Below are 14,138 nucleotides of genomic sequence, written 5' to 3'. Positions count from 1 at the left end.
CTCTGGGCCAGGACCGTAACCCGAATGAGAGGAAGCCATGCCCGACAAGGCGACCGTGGTTCGAGCGAAGAAGGACCTGCGCGAGGGCAAGAGCCCCAGCACCGCGGCGGGTGAGTTCGTGCGCGAAGAGATGGAGCACATCCGCGAAGGCGAGCACGGCGCACGGTCCACGAAGCAGGCCATCGCCATCGGTTTGTCGAAGGCGCGCCGCGCGGGCGTACCGCTGAAGACACCGAAGAAGGAGCAGGCCTCCGCGAGAACAAGGCGCTCGGCGAAGCAGGACCTGGAGGTGGGCCAGAAGGAGCGCAAGCCTCCAAGCAGGCACTGTCCGCACAGGCCAAGACCGCTGCACGGAAGCGCCAGGGCCCTTGATATTCCCGTGGCCCCCCGCCCGACCCGGTCATCCAAAACCTGTCCGACTGTCGGACAGGTTTTTTCGGTTCGCCTCCGGAGGGCGTGGTCCGTTTGGGCACCACGCGTAGGCAGCGTTCGCGCCTCGGGCCCTTGCGGCTAGAGGCCCGTGGGATAGGTCTCCGGTGCTTCGCCCTGCTCCCAGCCGGTGGTTCGCTCCAGCGGTTCGAGCGCTCGCGTTTCGTCGATGTGGAGCAGCGCGTCGAACTGGTCCGGCAGCCGGGTGTGGAAGTAGTGGCTCATGCGCTCCGTGTCGGGCCGGTAGATGACGCCGATGGCCCGCTGCAGGCGCCGCTCGCGGAGCGCTCCCGTGGCCTCGCCCAGTTCCCGGAGGTCCAGCAGGAAGCCTGGCAGCCCGACCTGATGGAAGAGCGATTCGTAGCTGCCCGCCAGCCCGTGGCGGACCTTCTTGCGCTCCGCGGCCCCACCCCAGTTGGAGGCCGCGGTGACCGTGCCCCGGTACGTGCTGAAGCCGATGAGCCGCGTTGCTCCCGGATGCCGCTGGCGCGTCAGGTGCCCCAGGTTCACCTCGCCCGCCTCGCCCATCTCCGTCGCGTGCGCGTCCCCGACGTGCGAGTTGTGCGCCCAGACGACGACGCGTGCGTGCCTCGACCGCCGCGTCAGGAACCCCAGCAGCGTGTCCAGCGTGTCCGCCATGTGCGTGTCACGCAGGTTCCAGGACGAGATGCGCCCGTGGAACATGGACCGGTAATATTCCTCCGCGTTCTGGACGACCCTCGCGTTCTGCTCCGCTTCGAACTGCGCGTCCTCCGCCAGCTGCCCGTCCCGGTGCAGCAGCGACTCGCGCTCCCGCTGCAGCTCGCGGAGCTGCGCGATGACCTGCCGCTCGCAATCCGGCGACAGTCCCAGTGACGTCGCGTGGCCGTAGTCCTGCGGGTCTTCGCCGAAGTGCTCGAAGCATGCGTAGCGGTGCCGGGCGCGCTTCGCGGCCTCTGGGTCCGCCTGCTCCAGGTACTTCAGCACCGCGCCCATGGAGGCGTGGAGGCTGTAGAGGTCCAGCCCGTAGAACCCGACCTTCTCACGCGCGGAATGGCGGTCGTTGCGCGTCCGCAGCCAGCCCGCGAAGTCCAGCACGTCCGCGTTGCGCCACATCCACGCGGGGAAGCGCTGGAAGTCGGAGAGCGCCTCCACCGCATCCGCGTCGGTGCCCATGGCGCGCACGTAGCGGTTGATGCGGTACGCGTCCGGCCAGTCCGCCTCCACCGCGACGGCGTTGAAACCCTTCTCCTCGATGAGCCGCCGCGTCAGGAGCGCTCGCAGCCGGTAGAACTCGTGCGTACCGTGGGTCGCTTCGCCAATCAGCACGCACTGCGCCTCACCGACCAGGTCCATCAGGGGATCGAAGTCCTCCCGGGTCCCCCGCAGGGGCCGCACGGACTCCGCGAGCGCCCGCACCAGCAGTCCGTCGTCTCGGTGCGCCATGACGTGTCCTCCCCTTTCTCTTCAAAGGTTGGGACGTACACAGACTGACGGAAGGCAGCAGGCGGGCAGGCAGCGCCCTGCCCTACGGGAGCTCTCATCTTCAGAGAACCAAGCAACTCCTGCCTGGGTCAGACGATAACCTTCGCAAAGGAATCTTCATGACCCAGATCAAATCCCCCACGGGCTTCGTCTCCTCGCTCCAGACCGCGCTGAAGACCGCCAGCACTGCTGGCAAGGCGGTGGGCGCCCCGGCCCTCAAGAAGGCGCTCCAGGGCGCCGACGCGGCCCAGCTGAGCCCCCAGCAGAAGAACCAGCTTCGCGACGCCTTCGAGCAGGTCAAGTTGACCCCGAAGGCCCGGGAGCTCGCGGACAAGTTCGTGGGCGGCAAGGGCGTGGGCCTCAAGCCTCGGGAGAACAACGGCGTGGTGAAGGTCATGATGGACGACCCCACCCGTGGCTCGAAGCTGCCGGACTTCAAGCTGCCGGACGGTGGCCGCGTGAAGATCCGCATGGACGATCCGACCGGTGGCCTCAAGGTGCCGGACTTCAAGCCGCCTCAGGACGGCGGCATGGTGAAGGTCATGATGGATGACCCCACGCGCGGCTCGAAGCTGCCGGACTTCAAGCTCCCGGACGAGGGCCGCGTGAAGATCCGCATGGATGATCCGACTGGTGGATTGAAGCTGCCGGACTTCAAGCCGCTGGATGGCGGCATCGTGAAGGTCAAGATGGACAGCCCGGTCTGAACACCGGGCAGGCGAAGTCACGGTTCCCATGACGTCTCGCAAGAAGGTCGTGGTCATCGGCTCGCGCTCGGATGACGCCACCCGCTTCGTCGCCGAAGCGGTGGAGCGGCGCCGCGCGCGAGCCGTCGTCCTGGAAACGGACCGGGTCCCGGACTCCGCCGCGTTGTCCTGGGAGGACGGCGAGGTTCACTGGGACGGTGAATGTCTCAGCGACCTGCGCTCGTTCTACATCAAGCTCGTGCGCCTCTCGCTCCCGGTCCCCGAGCCCGAGGCCCTGTCCGAGCGCAACTTCCCGCGCTGGCAGGAGCAATACCTCGCCGAGCGGGAGCGCCAGTCGTTCCTCCACTCCGTGCTGCGCTCGCTCCACCGGCGCGGCGGCTCGTTCGTCAATCCGATGGAGGCGGTGGAGCTGCACTACCTCAAGCTGCACCAGCTGGCCCTGCTGCGCCGCCATCGCATCCCCGTCCCCAGCACCCTCGCCTCCGCCTCGCCGGACGCCGTGCGCGAGTTCGTCGCGCGCCACGGGGCCGTCGTCTACAAGCCGCTGGGCGGCGGCGCGCTGGTGCGCAAGGTGGGGGAGGCGGACCTCACCGAGGAGCGGCTCCAGCTGCTCGCCAACTGCCCGGTGCTGTTCCAGGAGCAGATCCAAGGCGACGAGTTCCGCGCCTACGTGCTCGACGGCGAGCCCGTGTCCGCGTTCCACATCCCCACCGACGGCGTGGTGGACGCGCGGCAGAACCTGCACCGCGTGAAGCCCGCCCGCCTGCCGAAGGCAGCCTGGGAGGTGTGCCTCAAGGGAGCCAGGGCGCTGGGCATGGTCTTCACGGCGGTGGACCTGCGGCGCACCCCGGACGGCGCCTTCGTGGCGCTCGAATTCAACCCCACCCCCGCCATCTCGTTCTTCGATGATCCGCGCGACGGCAAAGTCATCACCCGGCTCGCCAGCTACCTCGTCTCCAAGGCCTGAGCGCCCGAGCGGGTTCTTCATCCCGGACTTCGCCGACAGCCTGTTCGGCCCCGTCCCGGCCGCGAAGCCCGAGGTGTTCCCGGCGTCCGCTGCGGGCTGGACGCGGCTGGCCTCCGTCTCCGAAGCACTGCACGCCACCCTCCGCCAGGAGTTCATCGAAGGCGGGCGGGTGCCGCACCTCTGCCTCCGGGACGCGCTCCTCCCCGAGCGCGCCGAGGCCCTGCACCAGGCCCTGCGCGACGCGCACTTCGTGCGCCACCACCACGGGCCCTATCCGCTGCACATCGCGCCGTTGAAGCAGCAGGCCCCCTCCGCCCTGACGGACTTCTGCGCGTGGCTCCAGAGCGCGGATGGCGCGGCCTTCCACGCCGCGCTGGTGGGCTGGCCTGAACCGCTGGAGACGCGCCAGGTGCAGGTGTCGCGCATGGACGTGGGCGAGTTCTTTCCGGAGCACCGGGACACGGACGAGGAGGGGCTGGCCGTCGTCTACAACTTCACGCGCCCGTGGGAGGACCGCTTCGGCGGCGTCCTCACCTTCCGGCATCCCGAGGTGGACGCGGACATGATGCGCGTCCCGCCGCTCTTCAACTCGGTGTTCATCTTCCGCGCGAAGGGCGCTCCCCACCGGGTGACCGAGTGGACGTCCGAGGCCCGGGGCCACCAGCGCTATTCCGTCACGGCGTTCATCCTCGCGAAGCGCTGAGGGCTAGACTCGGGGCCATGCCCCCACGCTCCGCCACGCTCTCCGCGCCACGGCTCGCCGAAGTGACCTCCGCCCTGCGCGGCCACGTCGAGGGCGGCGACCTGCCCGGCGTCGTCGCCCTGATTGCGCGCGGGGACACCGTGCACGTCGACACGCTGGGGACGCAGGGCCTCACGGCCTCGGATGCGCCCATGCGGCGGGACAGCCTCTTCCGCCTCGCGTCCATGGGGAAGCCCATCACGGCGGTGGCCACGCTGATGCTCGTGGAGGACGGGACGCTTCCGCTCGACGGCGCCGTGGACGCGTGGCTGCCGGAGCTGGCGAACCGCCGCGTCCTGCGCACGCCCGACGGGCCGCTGGACGACACCGTCCCCGCGAAGCGCGCCATCACCGTGCGCGACCTGCTCACGCTGCGCTGGGGCCTGGGCGCGGTGATGGCACCTCCCGGCACGCACCCCATCCAGCGGGCCATGGCCGAGGCCCGGGTGGAGCCCGGCTTCCACATGCTCACGGATCCGCCCGATGAGTTCATGCGGCGGCTGGGCTCGCTGCCGCTGCGTCATCAACCCGGAGAGCGGTGGGCCTATCACACCGGCTACGAGGTCCTGGGCGTGCTGGTCGCGCGGGCCTCGGGAAGGCCCTTCGACGACTTCCTGCGCGAGCGGCTCTTCGCGCCGCTGGGCATGAAGGACACGGCGTTCGTCGTGCCCACGGAGAAGCTCGATCGGCTCACGACGGCCTATGGGCTCGACGAGGCCACGGGGAGGCTGGAGGCGTGGGACACCCCGGCGGACAGCTTCTGGTCGCGGCCTCCCGCCTTCCCTTCCGGAGGTGGCCAGGGCGGGTTGGTGTCCACGGCGGATGACATCCTCGCGTCCTGCCGGATGCTGCTGAGCGGGGGCCAGGGCCTGCTGTCCTCCGCGAACCTCCAGGAGATGCTGACGGATCAGATTCCGGAGGAGACGAAGGCCGCCTCGCCCTTCTTCCCCGGCTTCTGGGATGCATCCGGGTGGGGCTTCGGCGGCGCCGTGTGCACGAAGCCGGATGGCGTCTCCCCCACCGCGGGCCGCTACGGCTGGGCGGGCGGCTACGGCCCGATGTTCTTCGTCGATCCCCGGCAGGACCTGACGGCCATCCTCATGGTCCAGCGAAGGGCGCAGGGCCCCGACGACGAGGCCCTGGCCATGGCGTTCTCCAAGGGCGCCTACCGGGCGCTGGAGGACTGAGGCGCGCGCGTCAGCGCGCCTGGGCGCTCGCGCCGGAGGCCGGGGCAGCGCCTCGCGCGATGGCGTCCATGTTCGCGAGGCCCTGCTCGAAGTTCTTGCCGAGCATCGTGTCCATGTTCACGACGAGCGACATCACCTTGCCCATCAGGGTGTTCTCGCCCTCCATCGCCCAGCTCACGCGGGTGCCGCCGTTCTCCGGCGTGAGCGTGAAGGTGGCCTGGTTCGTGGCCTCGAACGGCTTGAAGAACTCCAGCTTGATGACGACGCGCTCGCCGGGCTGGCTCTCCAGGATGGTCAGGCGCCCATCCCCGGACTCACCGCCGGCATAGGAGAAGCTGGCGCCCGGCCCTTCGTTGGGCCCATCCCAGGACTTGGTCACGCCGGGGGCGGGTTCGGAGCGGAACGGGTTCCACGTGTCGAAGCGGTGCAGGTCGTTGATCAGCGCGAAGACGGTGGCCGGGGGCGCGGCCACGTGCGCGTTGCGCTCGATGCGGAAGTGGTCCGGCCGGGTGGCGACGAAGGCGCCCAGGGCGGCGACGAGGACAAGGGCGGCGATGGCGAGCTTGATGGCCATGGAGGGCTCCAGGTTCGAGGGTTCAGCTCCACGTCGAACGAGGGGCCGCGGAATCGACACGGCATTTCCGCCCCTATTTCCCGCCCCGGGGCCTACCCGGGCCTACAGCTCACTTCACGGTGGGCCGGAGGGCCTGGAGCCGCGCCTTGTCCAGCTTCGCGGCGACGCCCACGCTGCGCCCGGCGAGGTTCGCGACGACGTACTGCACGGAGCTGCCCAGCACCTGGGCGCTCTCCGACAGCGTGAGCCCGTAGTCCTGCTCCAGCCACTGCGTCAGCCCCTGCGTCGCGGAGCGCAGGGCGTCATCCAGCGAGCCGCCCTGCCCCAGCGCCATCAGGTGCGTGGGGGACTCCACGCGGGGCGTGGAGGGCGGCGGCTTGCCGTGCAGGACGTCCACGGTGAACTCGACGTCCATGGAGGTCTCCAGCGCGTACTGCGACGTCTCACCGTCGCCCTGCGCGGCGTGCGCGTCGCCCAGGTACAGGAGGGCCCCGGGCTGCGCGACGGGGAGGTAGACGGTGGTACCCTCCACGACCTCGTTGAAGTCCATGTTGCCGCCGTAGCGGCCCGTGTCGCCGGTGGACAGGGGCGCGGAGCCGAAGCCGGGCGCCACCGCCAGGCCGCCCAGCATGGGCCGCAGCGGCACGGTGAAGGCCTTCAGGCGCTCCGTCGGGGTCTCCGGCGTCGCGACGCCGCGCTCGACGTCGAGCTTCCAGCGCACGGGCTTGCCCAGCTCCGTCGCCTTCGCCGCAAGGCCCGTCGTGAGGGCCCGGCCCACGATGCCATCCAGGCTGTCCGCGAACGTGCGGTTCAACCTGAGGCGGCGGATCCGGATGGCCAGCGTGTCGCCCGGGTTCGCGGTGGCGATGAAGAAGGGGCCTGTCTGCGGATTGCCGAAGAGCGCGCGCGTGACGCCCTTGGAGTCCATGCCCCCGGAGTCGAGCGTCGAGGTCCGCACCGTGTCGCCCGGCCAGACGGTCAGCACCGGCGCTCGGTGCGCCGTGAACTCGTTGGACCAGGAGGTGGGCGTGAAGTCATGCACACGCGGCGTCCCCGAGGGCCGGGACGGAAGCAACCGCGCGGAGAAGGCATGGGACGCCCGCGCCTTCGGGTTGTTGCTGTCGGGGTAGTCCGCGGTGCCGCGCAGCGTTCCGCCGCTCACCTTGCCGTCGAAGACATAGGTCTTCTGACGCGAATCGGTGACGACGAAGTGGACGGCGTTGCCCGTGCGCGCCCCCTTCAACGCGTCCCCATCCAACTCTCCGGAGAGGTTCTTCCCGTCGCGCTCCAGCGTGAGGAGTTGATAGGCCGGGTTGCCCCACAGGTCGGTCGTCACGAGCCAGGACTCGGAGGCCGCGAGCGCACCGGCGGGCAGACAGCAGAGCAGGACACAGAGGGAGCGGAGCATGGGCCGGCGCAGTGTAGTGGTGGATCAGCGCAGCCGCTGGCCGAAGGCCCTCAGGCGGTCGCGGGCCTTCAACACCTTCTCCTTCGGGATGGAGAACACCGCGCGCACGCGCTCCGGATCGCCGCACCAGGCGCCGCCGTTGAGCACCACGTGGGTGTGCTCGTAGATGATCCGCGGCAGGTTCTCCGGCGTGAGCTTCACCCCGTCCACCGAGCGCCCCAGCCACGCCGTCATCGGCGGCGCGAGGAACAGGCCGCCCGCCTCGGTGGCCTCCGCCCGTCCGTCGTCGGGCAGCGCCTCCGCGATGAGCGCCCGCTTCTCCGCGAGCTCCCTCCGCATCCGCGCCAGGTAGTTCCTCAAGGCCTTGTGCCGCGCGGGATAGAGCAACTGGCCATCCGGCCCCCGCGCGTGGGCCGCGTACAGGTACGCCGCCGCGCGAGCCGTCGGCGTGTGCAGCACACCCGGGGCGCTGTCCCGCAGCGCCGTCACCAGCGCCCGGTCCTTCGTGGCCAGCCAGCCCACGCGCAGGCCTCCGGCCGCGAACTCCTTCGACAGGCCGCCCAGCAGCACCGTCCTCGCGCCGATGCCGGGCACCGCGCCCTCCAGCGTCACCGGGCTGTGCACCGTCTCCGCCGTGGGGTTGGTGAGGTTCACCAGGCCGAAGATTTCATCGGAGATCCACAGGCAGCGCTGCTCCACCACGAACGTCGCCAGCGCCATCAACTCCTCGTGCGACAGGTAGTGCCCCGTGGGGTTCGCCGGCTGCGACAGCACCACCGCGTCCGGCGTCCCACCCCGCGTGCGGCGCGACAGCAGCGTGCCCAGCGGGCCGGACTCCACCTCGCACCCCGCCGCGAGGAACGTGGGCGCGAGCACGCCGTAACAAGGCGTCACCAGGAACACGCGCGGCCCCCGGCCCAGCCGCTGGCGCAGCGCCACGCCCAGGTGGTGCATCAGCGGCCAGACGCCGGGCGCCACCACGACGTCCTCGGGGGCATAGCGGGCGCCTCGCGTCTCCAGCAGGAAGGCGGCCACGGCCTCCGACAGCCCCGTCTGCGCACCGTCCGAGCGCGGCGCGACGCCCGCCGCGATGAGCCCTTCAACGAGCGGCAGCGGCAGCGGGCCCTCGTTCTCGCCGTAGTCCAGGCGCACGAGCTCCGGGTCGTCCTCGCGGAAGAACTTCGGCGCGAACGCGGGCAGCTCCGCCAGCCGCGCGATGCGCTGCGAGCGCGGCAGCGGCACCTCCGGCACCCGGTGCGGCGAGGGCGGCTCCGGCTCCGCGAAGGCCATGCGGAAGGCCAGCAGCTCGGAGAAGGTGCGCTCGTAGAACCACTCCGCCAGGACGCTGATGCGCGAGTACGTCACCTCCGCCGCCACCTCCAGGTCCACGCGCAGCGGCTCCGGCACGGGGAGCAGCAGCGTCAGCTCCAGGTCCGGCCACACCGCGTTCTTGATGAGGCCATACAGGATGACCAGGTTGGGCGCGTGCTGCGTCCGGGCAAGGAACTCGAACAGCGTGCGCGGCTCCACCTCCCCGGTGATGTTGAAGAAGGCGCTCTCGTCCAGCACCACCCAGATGCCCCGCCGCGCGGCCTCCGCCACGATGTCGCGCAGGACGGCCAGGTTGGTGCGCTCGCCCGGCTCCACCGTCAGGAGCACGGCCTTCACGTCGAAGGCGCTCAGCAGGCGGCGGATCTCCCCCAGCGTGTTGTGCGTCACCGTGGCGCGCACGCCCGCCTTGTCCAGCGCTCGCGCGTAGAGCGGATGCAGGCTGCGCGACACCAGCACCGCGTCCCCGGGGTCGCACGTGGCGAGCAGGAACGAATAGACGGCCTGCTCCCGCTCCGGCGCGACGAACAGCGAGTCCTCCGACAACCTCAGGCCGAAGTGCCGGTCCAGGTAGCGGGCCACCAGCCTGCGGAAGGACGCGTCACCGGACTCGTGCGCGTAGGGCAGATACGGCGCCTGCGACAGCCGCTCCGCGAGCGCCGTGACGAAGCCCAGCTGCTCCGCGGACACCGCCCCCAGGTCCAGCTCCTCCTGGAGCGCGGCGACGCCCAGCGAGCGGAGCGCGGCGCGCAGGGCCAGCGTCTCCCGGGGCAGCGACAGGTGCGCTTCCCACACCGCCACCTCGTGCCAGATGGGGTGGCCCGCCTGCAGCCAGCCCAGCGCCGTCGCCGCGCGCAGGGGCTCCGGGCTGTGGGCCTCCATGAAGAACTCGAACTCGCGCCCGGTGCGCTGCTCCAGGGACACCAGCGGACGGATGTCCGTGTCCGCCGCCTGCATCACGCGCCGGGCCACGCGCACGCGGGTGGTGAAGCCTCGCCGCGTGAACATCCGCGCGATGATGGCGCGGCCCGGACGGCCCGCGAGGTTCAGGAGCAACCGGCCTCCCGGCAACAGCCGCTCCGGCGCCTCGTTGAGCAGCCGCGCGATGAGCCCCAGGCCGAAGTGATCCTCGTAGACGTTCTGCAGCGACGTGTAGTTGGACAGGTCCAACAGCGCCTGCGCATCCGCCTGCGCCAGCTCCGCGGGCAGCTCGTCGCCGCGCAGCACCTGGGGGATGCACCCGACGATGAAATCCCACGCCGGCTTCTGCGGCTCGCCGAGCAGCAGGTCGCTCTCACCAAAGGACAGCCGCGACACCAGCTGCTCGTCGCCGTTGAGCCACGCGTTGCAGAGCCCCACCGCCGGGGCCTGCGGGTTCAGATCCAACCCCCGGATGCGCTGAAGCCCCGTGAACTTCGCCAGCGCGATGCAGATCCACCCGGAGCCGGAGCCCACCTCCACCAGCTGCTTGCCGGCGTACTCGTCCAGCGGGACCTTCAAGAGGCCCTCCAGGAACGTGAAGGCCCACGCCTCGGGGGCGAAGATGGACGGCGGAATCAGCAACTCCAGCCGCTCCTGCGACGCGCCCACCGCCACCACCACCGACGCCAGGCGCAGCGGCGCGCCCTCCGGCTTGTCGCGCGCCAGCTCCGCCAGTTCCCGCAGCTCCGCCAGCGCCTGGGCACGCTCCTCCGGCCGGGCCAGCGCCTCCGAAAGCGTACGCAACTGGACAAAGGCTTCACGGGCTGACGCGGGATAGGTGGCCATGGCGCGGCTGACTGTCCGGGCCCGCTCCCCCTCTGTCAACGACAGCCTTTGCGCGAATGCCTGACGCATCGCAGTACGGATTTACAGATTGTCATTCCGAGTTTACATGGGAAAGCCCGAGTCAAACATCCGTAAGCAGGCGCCATGAAAAGACAGTCGCAACGGGCCTTGCTCGCGGTGTTCGCCGTCATGCTGTTACACGCGCCACCGGCAAAGGCTCAAATCGCCGCCGCGCACGTGTATCACAATCACATGCCCAACTTCTGGGCGTACTACGACCTGACCCAATACAACGCGACACCGGTGGGCGGCCCCATCCGCTACGCGTATGACGCGCAGGTCATCCAGATCAAGCAGTCGCCTCCGGCGAACTACACCTATTTCCTGCCGTCGGGCGCGCCCATGCCGCACGACGATCTGGTGACGTACTACTCGCACCACGCGAAGGTGGGCGCGGGGAAGTACCGGCTGGAGGGTGGCAAGTACATCGAGGACATCAACGGCCCGGTGACGGGCACGTATCCGTTCCTGCGCGTGGACACCACGGCGCCGTCCGTTCCCACGGGGCTCGCGGCGACGCGCACGGACCGCTCCGTGACGCTCACGTGGTCCGCGTCCACGGACAACGTCGGCGTGACGGGCTACCAGGTGTTCCGCAATGGCACACAGGTGGGCACGCCCACGTCCACGAGCTACACGGACAGCGGGCTGTCCTCCAACACGGCCTATAGCTACACGGTCAAGGCACGCGACGCGGCGGGCAATACGTCCGCGGCCAGCAGCGCGCTCTCCGTCACCACGTCCACCAGCGGGGCGACGGTCACGTTCAACGTCACGGCGAGCACCGTGGTGGGACAGAACGTGTACGTGGTGGGCAGCGTCGCCGCGCTGGGGAGCTGGAGCCCGGCCAGCGCCATCCTGCTGTCCGCGGCCAACTACCCCACGTGGAGCGCGGCCGTCGGGCTGCCGGGCTCCACGGCGGTGGAGTACAAGTTCATCAAGAAGGACGCCGCCAACAACGTCACCTGGGAGAGCGGCGCCAACCGCACCCTGTCGACGCCGGCCATGGGCACCTCCACCGTGAACGACACGTGGCGCTGAGCCGTTGAGGCGGACTCGCGGCGGGCCTGGAAACCGGGCCCGCCGTCTCAGTCCGAGTCGCGAGCGGCGGCCACCGCCTCGCGGTCGTAGGCTTCCTGGTGCTCCTGGATCGCGTCGATGTGCGCGAGGGTCCAGTCGTACAACACCGCGAACGGCTCCTGGAGCGACCTGCCCAGCGGGGTGAGCGCATATTCGACGCCCGGCGGCGAACCGCCGAGGACGCGGCGGCGGACCATCCCGTTGCGTTCGAGCTTTCGCAGCGTCTGCGTCAGCACGCGCTGGGTGATTCCCTCGAGCTGTCGCTTGATGGCGTTGAACCGCCTCGGCGCGGGCACGAGCACGGCAAGGACCATCATCGACCACTTGTCGCCAATCTGGTCGAGGATTGGCCGGGTGGGGCAGTCGGCTCGGTAGATGCGTTCGTCTTCAGTATCGCGCGGCATACCTGGGATGCTCAAGGTACGCTCTTGAACCTAGGTATGCAACGGATACCTTGAACGCGCCATCCTTGAAGGAGAGGAATCCAGATGACGCGTTTCAAAGACAAAGTCGTGGTCGTCACCGGCGGAAGTGACGGCATCGGGCTCGTGACCGCCAGGGCCTTCGCCGCGGAGGGGGCCAGGGTCTACGTCACCGGGCGGAGGCAGGAGCGGCTCGACGAGGCAGTCACCGAAATCGGGGGTGCCACCGTTGGCATCCAGGGGGACGTTGGAAACCTCTCCGACCTCGACCGGCTCTACGAGCGCATCCAGCGCGAACACGGCAGGGTCGATGTCGTCTTCGCCAATGCGGGAATCTCCGAGACCCGGGCGCTCGGTGAGATTGACGAGGAGCACTTCGATCGCGTGTTCAGCGCGAACGTGAAGGGCATGATCTTCACCGTGCAGAAGGCGCTGCCGCTCATGACCGACGGAGGGACGGTCATCCTCGCCGGGTCGGCCAGTGGCAGCAGAGGCTTCCCTGCCCTGTCGGTCTACAACGCGACCAAGGCCGCGATCCGCTCCCTCGCGCGAACCTGGACGACCGACCTGAAGAGCCGGGGCATCCGCGTCAACGTGGTCTCACCGGGGGTCATTGAGACGCCCGCGATGCAGACGTACCTCCAGCGCAACGCGGGGATGGAGGACGTACTGAAACAGCTGACACCGCTCGGACGGCTCGGCCAGCCGGAGGAGGTCGCGAGCGCGGTGCTGTTCCTGGCGTCGAACGAGAGCCGCTTCGTCGCGGGCGTCGAGCTCTTCGTGGATGGCGGAGTCATGGCGGTCTGACACAGGGATATTCCACGGTGCCCATCATCGGGACGGGAGTTCTTCCGGAGCCTCCGTGCGGGCTCGACGCGGCATCGCGGTTTCCTCCCTTCCGCGCGGAGGACTGGTCCTGGGCGGAAGCCGGTGCCCTCCCGGAGCGCAGTGGCGGAGTGATGCCGCTGCGCGCACCCTCACCCGAGGACGATGGCCGGGTGAAGGCCTGGCGCAAACACGCCCGGGACGGGACGCTTCCGCCGGTCCTGCTGATTTACTTCGCCCTGGTCGAGCGCTGGCTGGTGGTGGAGGACCTGTCCACGCTGTACCGCCAGGACGGCGCCATGAAGGCGGCGGAGTTGCGCCTGCGTGCGAAGCCCGGTGAGGTCGAAGCGGTCAATCGCAGCCTCCTGCGTGACCATGAACAGGTTCACCGGCTCGCGGTCACGCGTGCGTTCCCCCTGCGAGGCGGCGCCGCGGCCTGGAAGGCGGAGGTCACTGCCTGGCGGAAGGGGTCGGGCGTCACGGTCCAGTCAGATGACTGGGCGTTCTTCGTCGGCTGTGACGGGCCGGGGTAATGGATCGCAGTCGGGTCACCCAAGCTGTTCACAGCGGGGGCGGCCAAGCGGATCGCGACGGGGTCGGCCAAGCGGATCGCAGCGCGGAGCAACTGGGGCGGCGGTCCGTTCACCCTGGAGCTGGTTGGAAGAAACGCGGCCAGTAGGTGGGCTGAGCGCCTACCCGGCCAGTCATCCCGTGCATTCTCGCGCGTCCACGAGCACCGCCCCCGCGGTGCGGCCAGGGACGCGCGCGGATGAGCTACCGGAGAGTCGACATGGACAGGTTGAGAGAGTTGGTGCGGCTGCACCGCATGGGGACGGGTGCGCGCGAAGTGGCACGGCTGTTGGGCATGGGCCCGAATACCGAGAGGACGTACCGCGCGGCGCTCTCGGCGGCCGGGGTGCTGGAGGGCCCTGAGGACGAGGTGCCCGAGTTGGAGGTGCTCAAGGCGCTGGTGCAGGTGCACTTGCCGTCGAAGCTGCCACCGCAGCAGACCTCGTCACTGGTGGCGTGGCAGCAGCGTGTGGAAACGTTGCTCGGACAGGGGGTGGGCGCACGCGCCATCCACGACAGGCTGCGGCTGGAGGTGGAGGGCTTCGCGGCGAGCTACTCGGCCGTGAAGCGCATGGTGCGGCAGTTGCGCAAGGCCCAGGGCGTGCGG

At 69.8% G+C, this 14,138-nt stretch carries 13 protein-coding genes and 1 pseudogene; 9 read left to right on the top strand and 5 right to left on the bottom strand.

Going from position 1 to position 14,138, the window contains the following annotated elements:
• Window positions 1-37 precede the first annotated feature (37 nt).
• Window positions 38-514: a DUF6496 domain-containing protein gene (locus tag D7X55_RS44570; RefSeq protein WP_306437718.1), complete on the top strand. Its 477-nt coding sequence runs from the start codon at window positions 38-40 to the stop codon at window positions 512-514.
• Here D7X55_RS44570 and D7X55_RS09215 read toward each other — a convergent pair.
• A complete protein-coding gene (locus D7X55_RS09215) occupies window positions 511-1,854 on the bottom strand; it encodes an erythromycin esterase family protein (RefSeq protein ID WP_121722846.1) in 1,344 nt (447 codons plus the stop codon). The two genes, D7X55_RS44570 and D7X55_RS09215, sit on opposite strands and share 4 nt — an antisense overlap.
• 158 nt (window positions 1,855-2,012) lie before the next feature.
• Between D7X55_RS09215 and D7X55_RS09210 the strand changes: the two genes are divergently transcribed.
• The 4 genes from D7X55_RS09210 (at window position 2,013) to D7X55_RS09195 (ending at window position 5,496) form a co-directional block, all read left to right on the top strand.
• Window positions 2,013-2,600: a hypothetical protein gene (locus D7X55_RS09210; RefSeq protein WP_120547769.1), complete on the top strand. Its 588-nt coding sequence runs from the start codon at window positions 2,013-2,015 to the stop codon at window positions 2,598-2,600.
• A 28-nt stretch (window positions 2,601-2,628) separates the two neighbouring features.
• Window positions 2,629-3,567 (top strand): RimK family alpha-L-glutamate ligase, encoded by a 939-nt coding sequence (locus D7X55_RS09205; protein ID WP_121722845.1) that lies wholly within the window; start codon window positions 2,629-2,631, stop codon window positions 3,565-3,567.
• 73 nt (window positions 3,568-3,640) lie between these two features.
• Window positions 3,641-4,270: a 2OG-Fe(II) oxygenase gene (locus tag D7X55_RS09200; RefSeq protein ID WP_233609735.1), complete on the top strand. Its 630-nt coding sequence runs from the start codon at window positions 3,641-3,643 to the stop codon at window positions 4,268-4,270.
• A 17-nt stretch (window positions 4,271-4,287) separates the two neighbouring features.
• A complete protein-coding gene (locus D7X55_RS09195; RefSeq protein ID WP_121722843.1) occupies window positions 4,288-5,496 on the top strand; it encodes a serine hydrolase in 1,209 nt (402 codons plus the stop codon).
• Between the two features lie 10 nt (window positions 5,497-5,506).
• Here the strand turns inward: D7X55_RS09195 and D7X55_RS09190 are convergent, their stop codons facing one another.
• The 3 genes from D7X55_RS09190 to D7X55_RS09180 form a co-directional block, all read right to left on the bottom strand.
• Window positions 5,507-6,070 carry an SRPBCC family protein gene (locus D7X55_RS09190; RefSeq protein ID WP_121722842.1) on the bottom strand — a complete coding sequence of 188 codons (564 nt, stop codon included), beginning with the start codon at window positions 6,068-6,070 and terminating at the stop codon, window positions 5,507-5,509.
• A 109-nt stretch (window positions 6,071-6,179) separates the two neighbouring features.
• A complete protein-coding gene (locus D7X55_RS09185) occupies window positions 6,180-7,478 on the bottom strand; it encodes an acetamidase/formamidase family protein (protein ID WP_121722841.1) in 1,299 nt (432 codons plus the stop codon).
• Window positions 7,479-7,502: 24 nt separating this feature from the next.
• Window positions 7,503-10,574: an aminotransferase class I/II-fold pyridoxal phosphate-dependent enzyme gene (locus tag D7X55_RS09180; RefSeq protein WP_121722840.1), complete on the bottom strand. Its 3,072-nt coding sequence runs from the start codon at window positions 10,572-10,574 to the stop codon at window positions 7,503-7,505.
• A gap of 252 nt (window positions 10,575-10,826) precedes the next feature.
• Here D7X55_RS09180 and D7X55_RS09175 point away from each other — a divergent pair, with 252 nt between their 5' ends.
• Window positions 10,827-11,675, top strand: a complete 849-nt coding sequence (locus tag D7X55_RS09175) for a carbohydrate-binding module family 20 domain-containing protein (RefSeq protein ID WP_407921762.1) — start codon at window positions 10,827-10,829, stop codon at window positions 11,673-11,675.
• A gap of 47 nt (window positions 11,676-11,722) precedes the next feature.
• On the opposite strand, the gene D7X55_RS09170 is transcribed toward D7X55_RS09175, so the two are convergent.
• Window positions 11,723-12,118 (bottom strand): helix-turn-helix domain-containing protein, encoded by a 396-nt coding sequence (locus tag D7X55_RS09170; protein ID WP_121722839.1) that lies wholly within the window; start codon window positions 12,116-12,118, stop codon window positions 11,723-11,725.
• Between the two features lie 84 nt (window positions 12,119-12,202).
• On the opposite strand from D7X55_RS09170, the gene D7X55_RS09165 reads away from it, so the two are divergent.
• The 3 genes and pseudogenes from D7X55_RS09165 to D7X55_RS09155 form a co-directional block, all read left to right on the top strand.
• Complete coding sequence (locus D7X55_RS09165) at window positions 12,203-12,943, top strand: glucose 1-dehydrogenase (protein ID WP_121722838.1); 741 nt, start codon at window positions 12,203-12,205, stop codon at window positions 12,941-12,943.
• Window positions 12,944-13,092: 149 nt separating this feature from the next.
• Window positions 13,093-13,494, top strand: a complete 402-nt coding sequence (locus tag D7X55_RS09160; RefSeq protein ID WP_199746913.1) for a hypothetical protein — start codon at window positions 13,093-13,095, stop codon at window positions 13,492-13,494.
• A 257-nt stretch (window positions 13,495-13,751) separates the two neighbouring features.
• Window positions 13,752-14,138, top strand: a pseudogene (locus D7X55_RS09155) (IS21 family transposase); the annotation flags it as partial.

Source organism: Corallococcus sp. AB049A (genome assembly GCF_003668885.1).
GTDB lineage: Bacteria > Myxococcota > Myxococcia > Myxococcales > Myxococcaceae > Corallococcus > Corallococcus interemptor.
The sequence above is the reverse complement of the archived record's forward strand: the minus strand, read 5'-3'. Positions and strand labels throughout refer to the sequence as shown.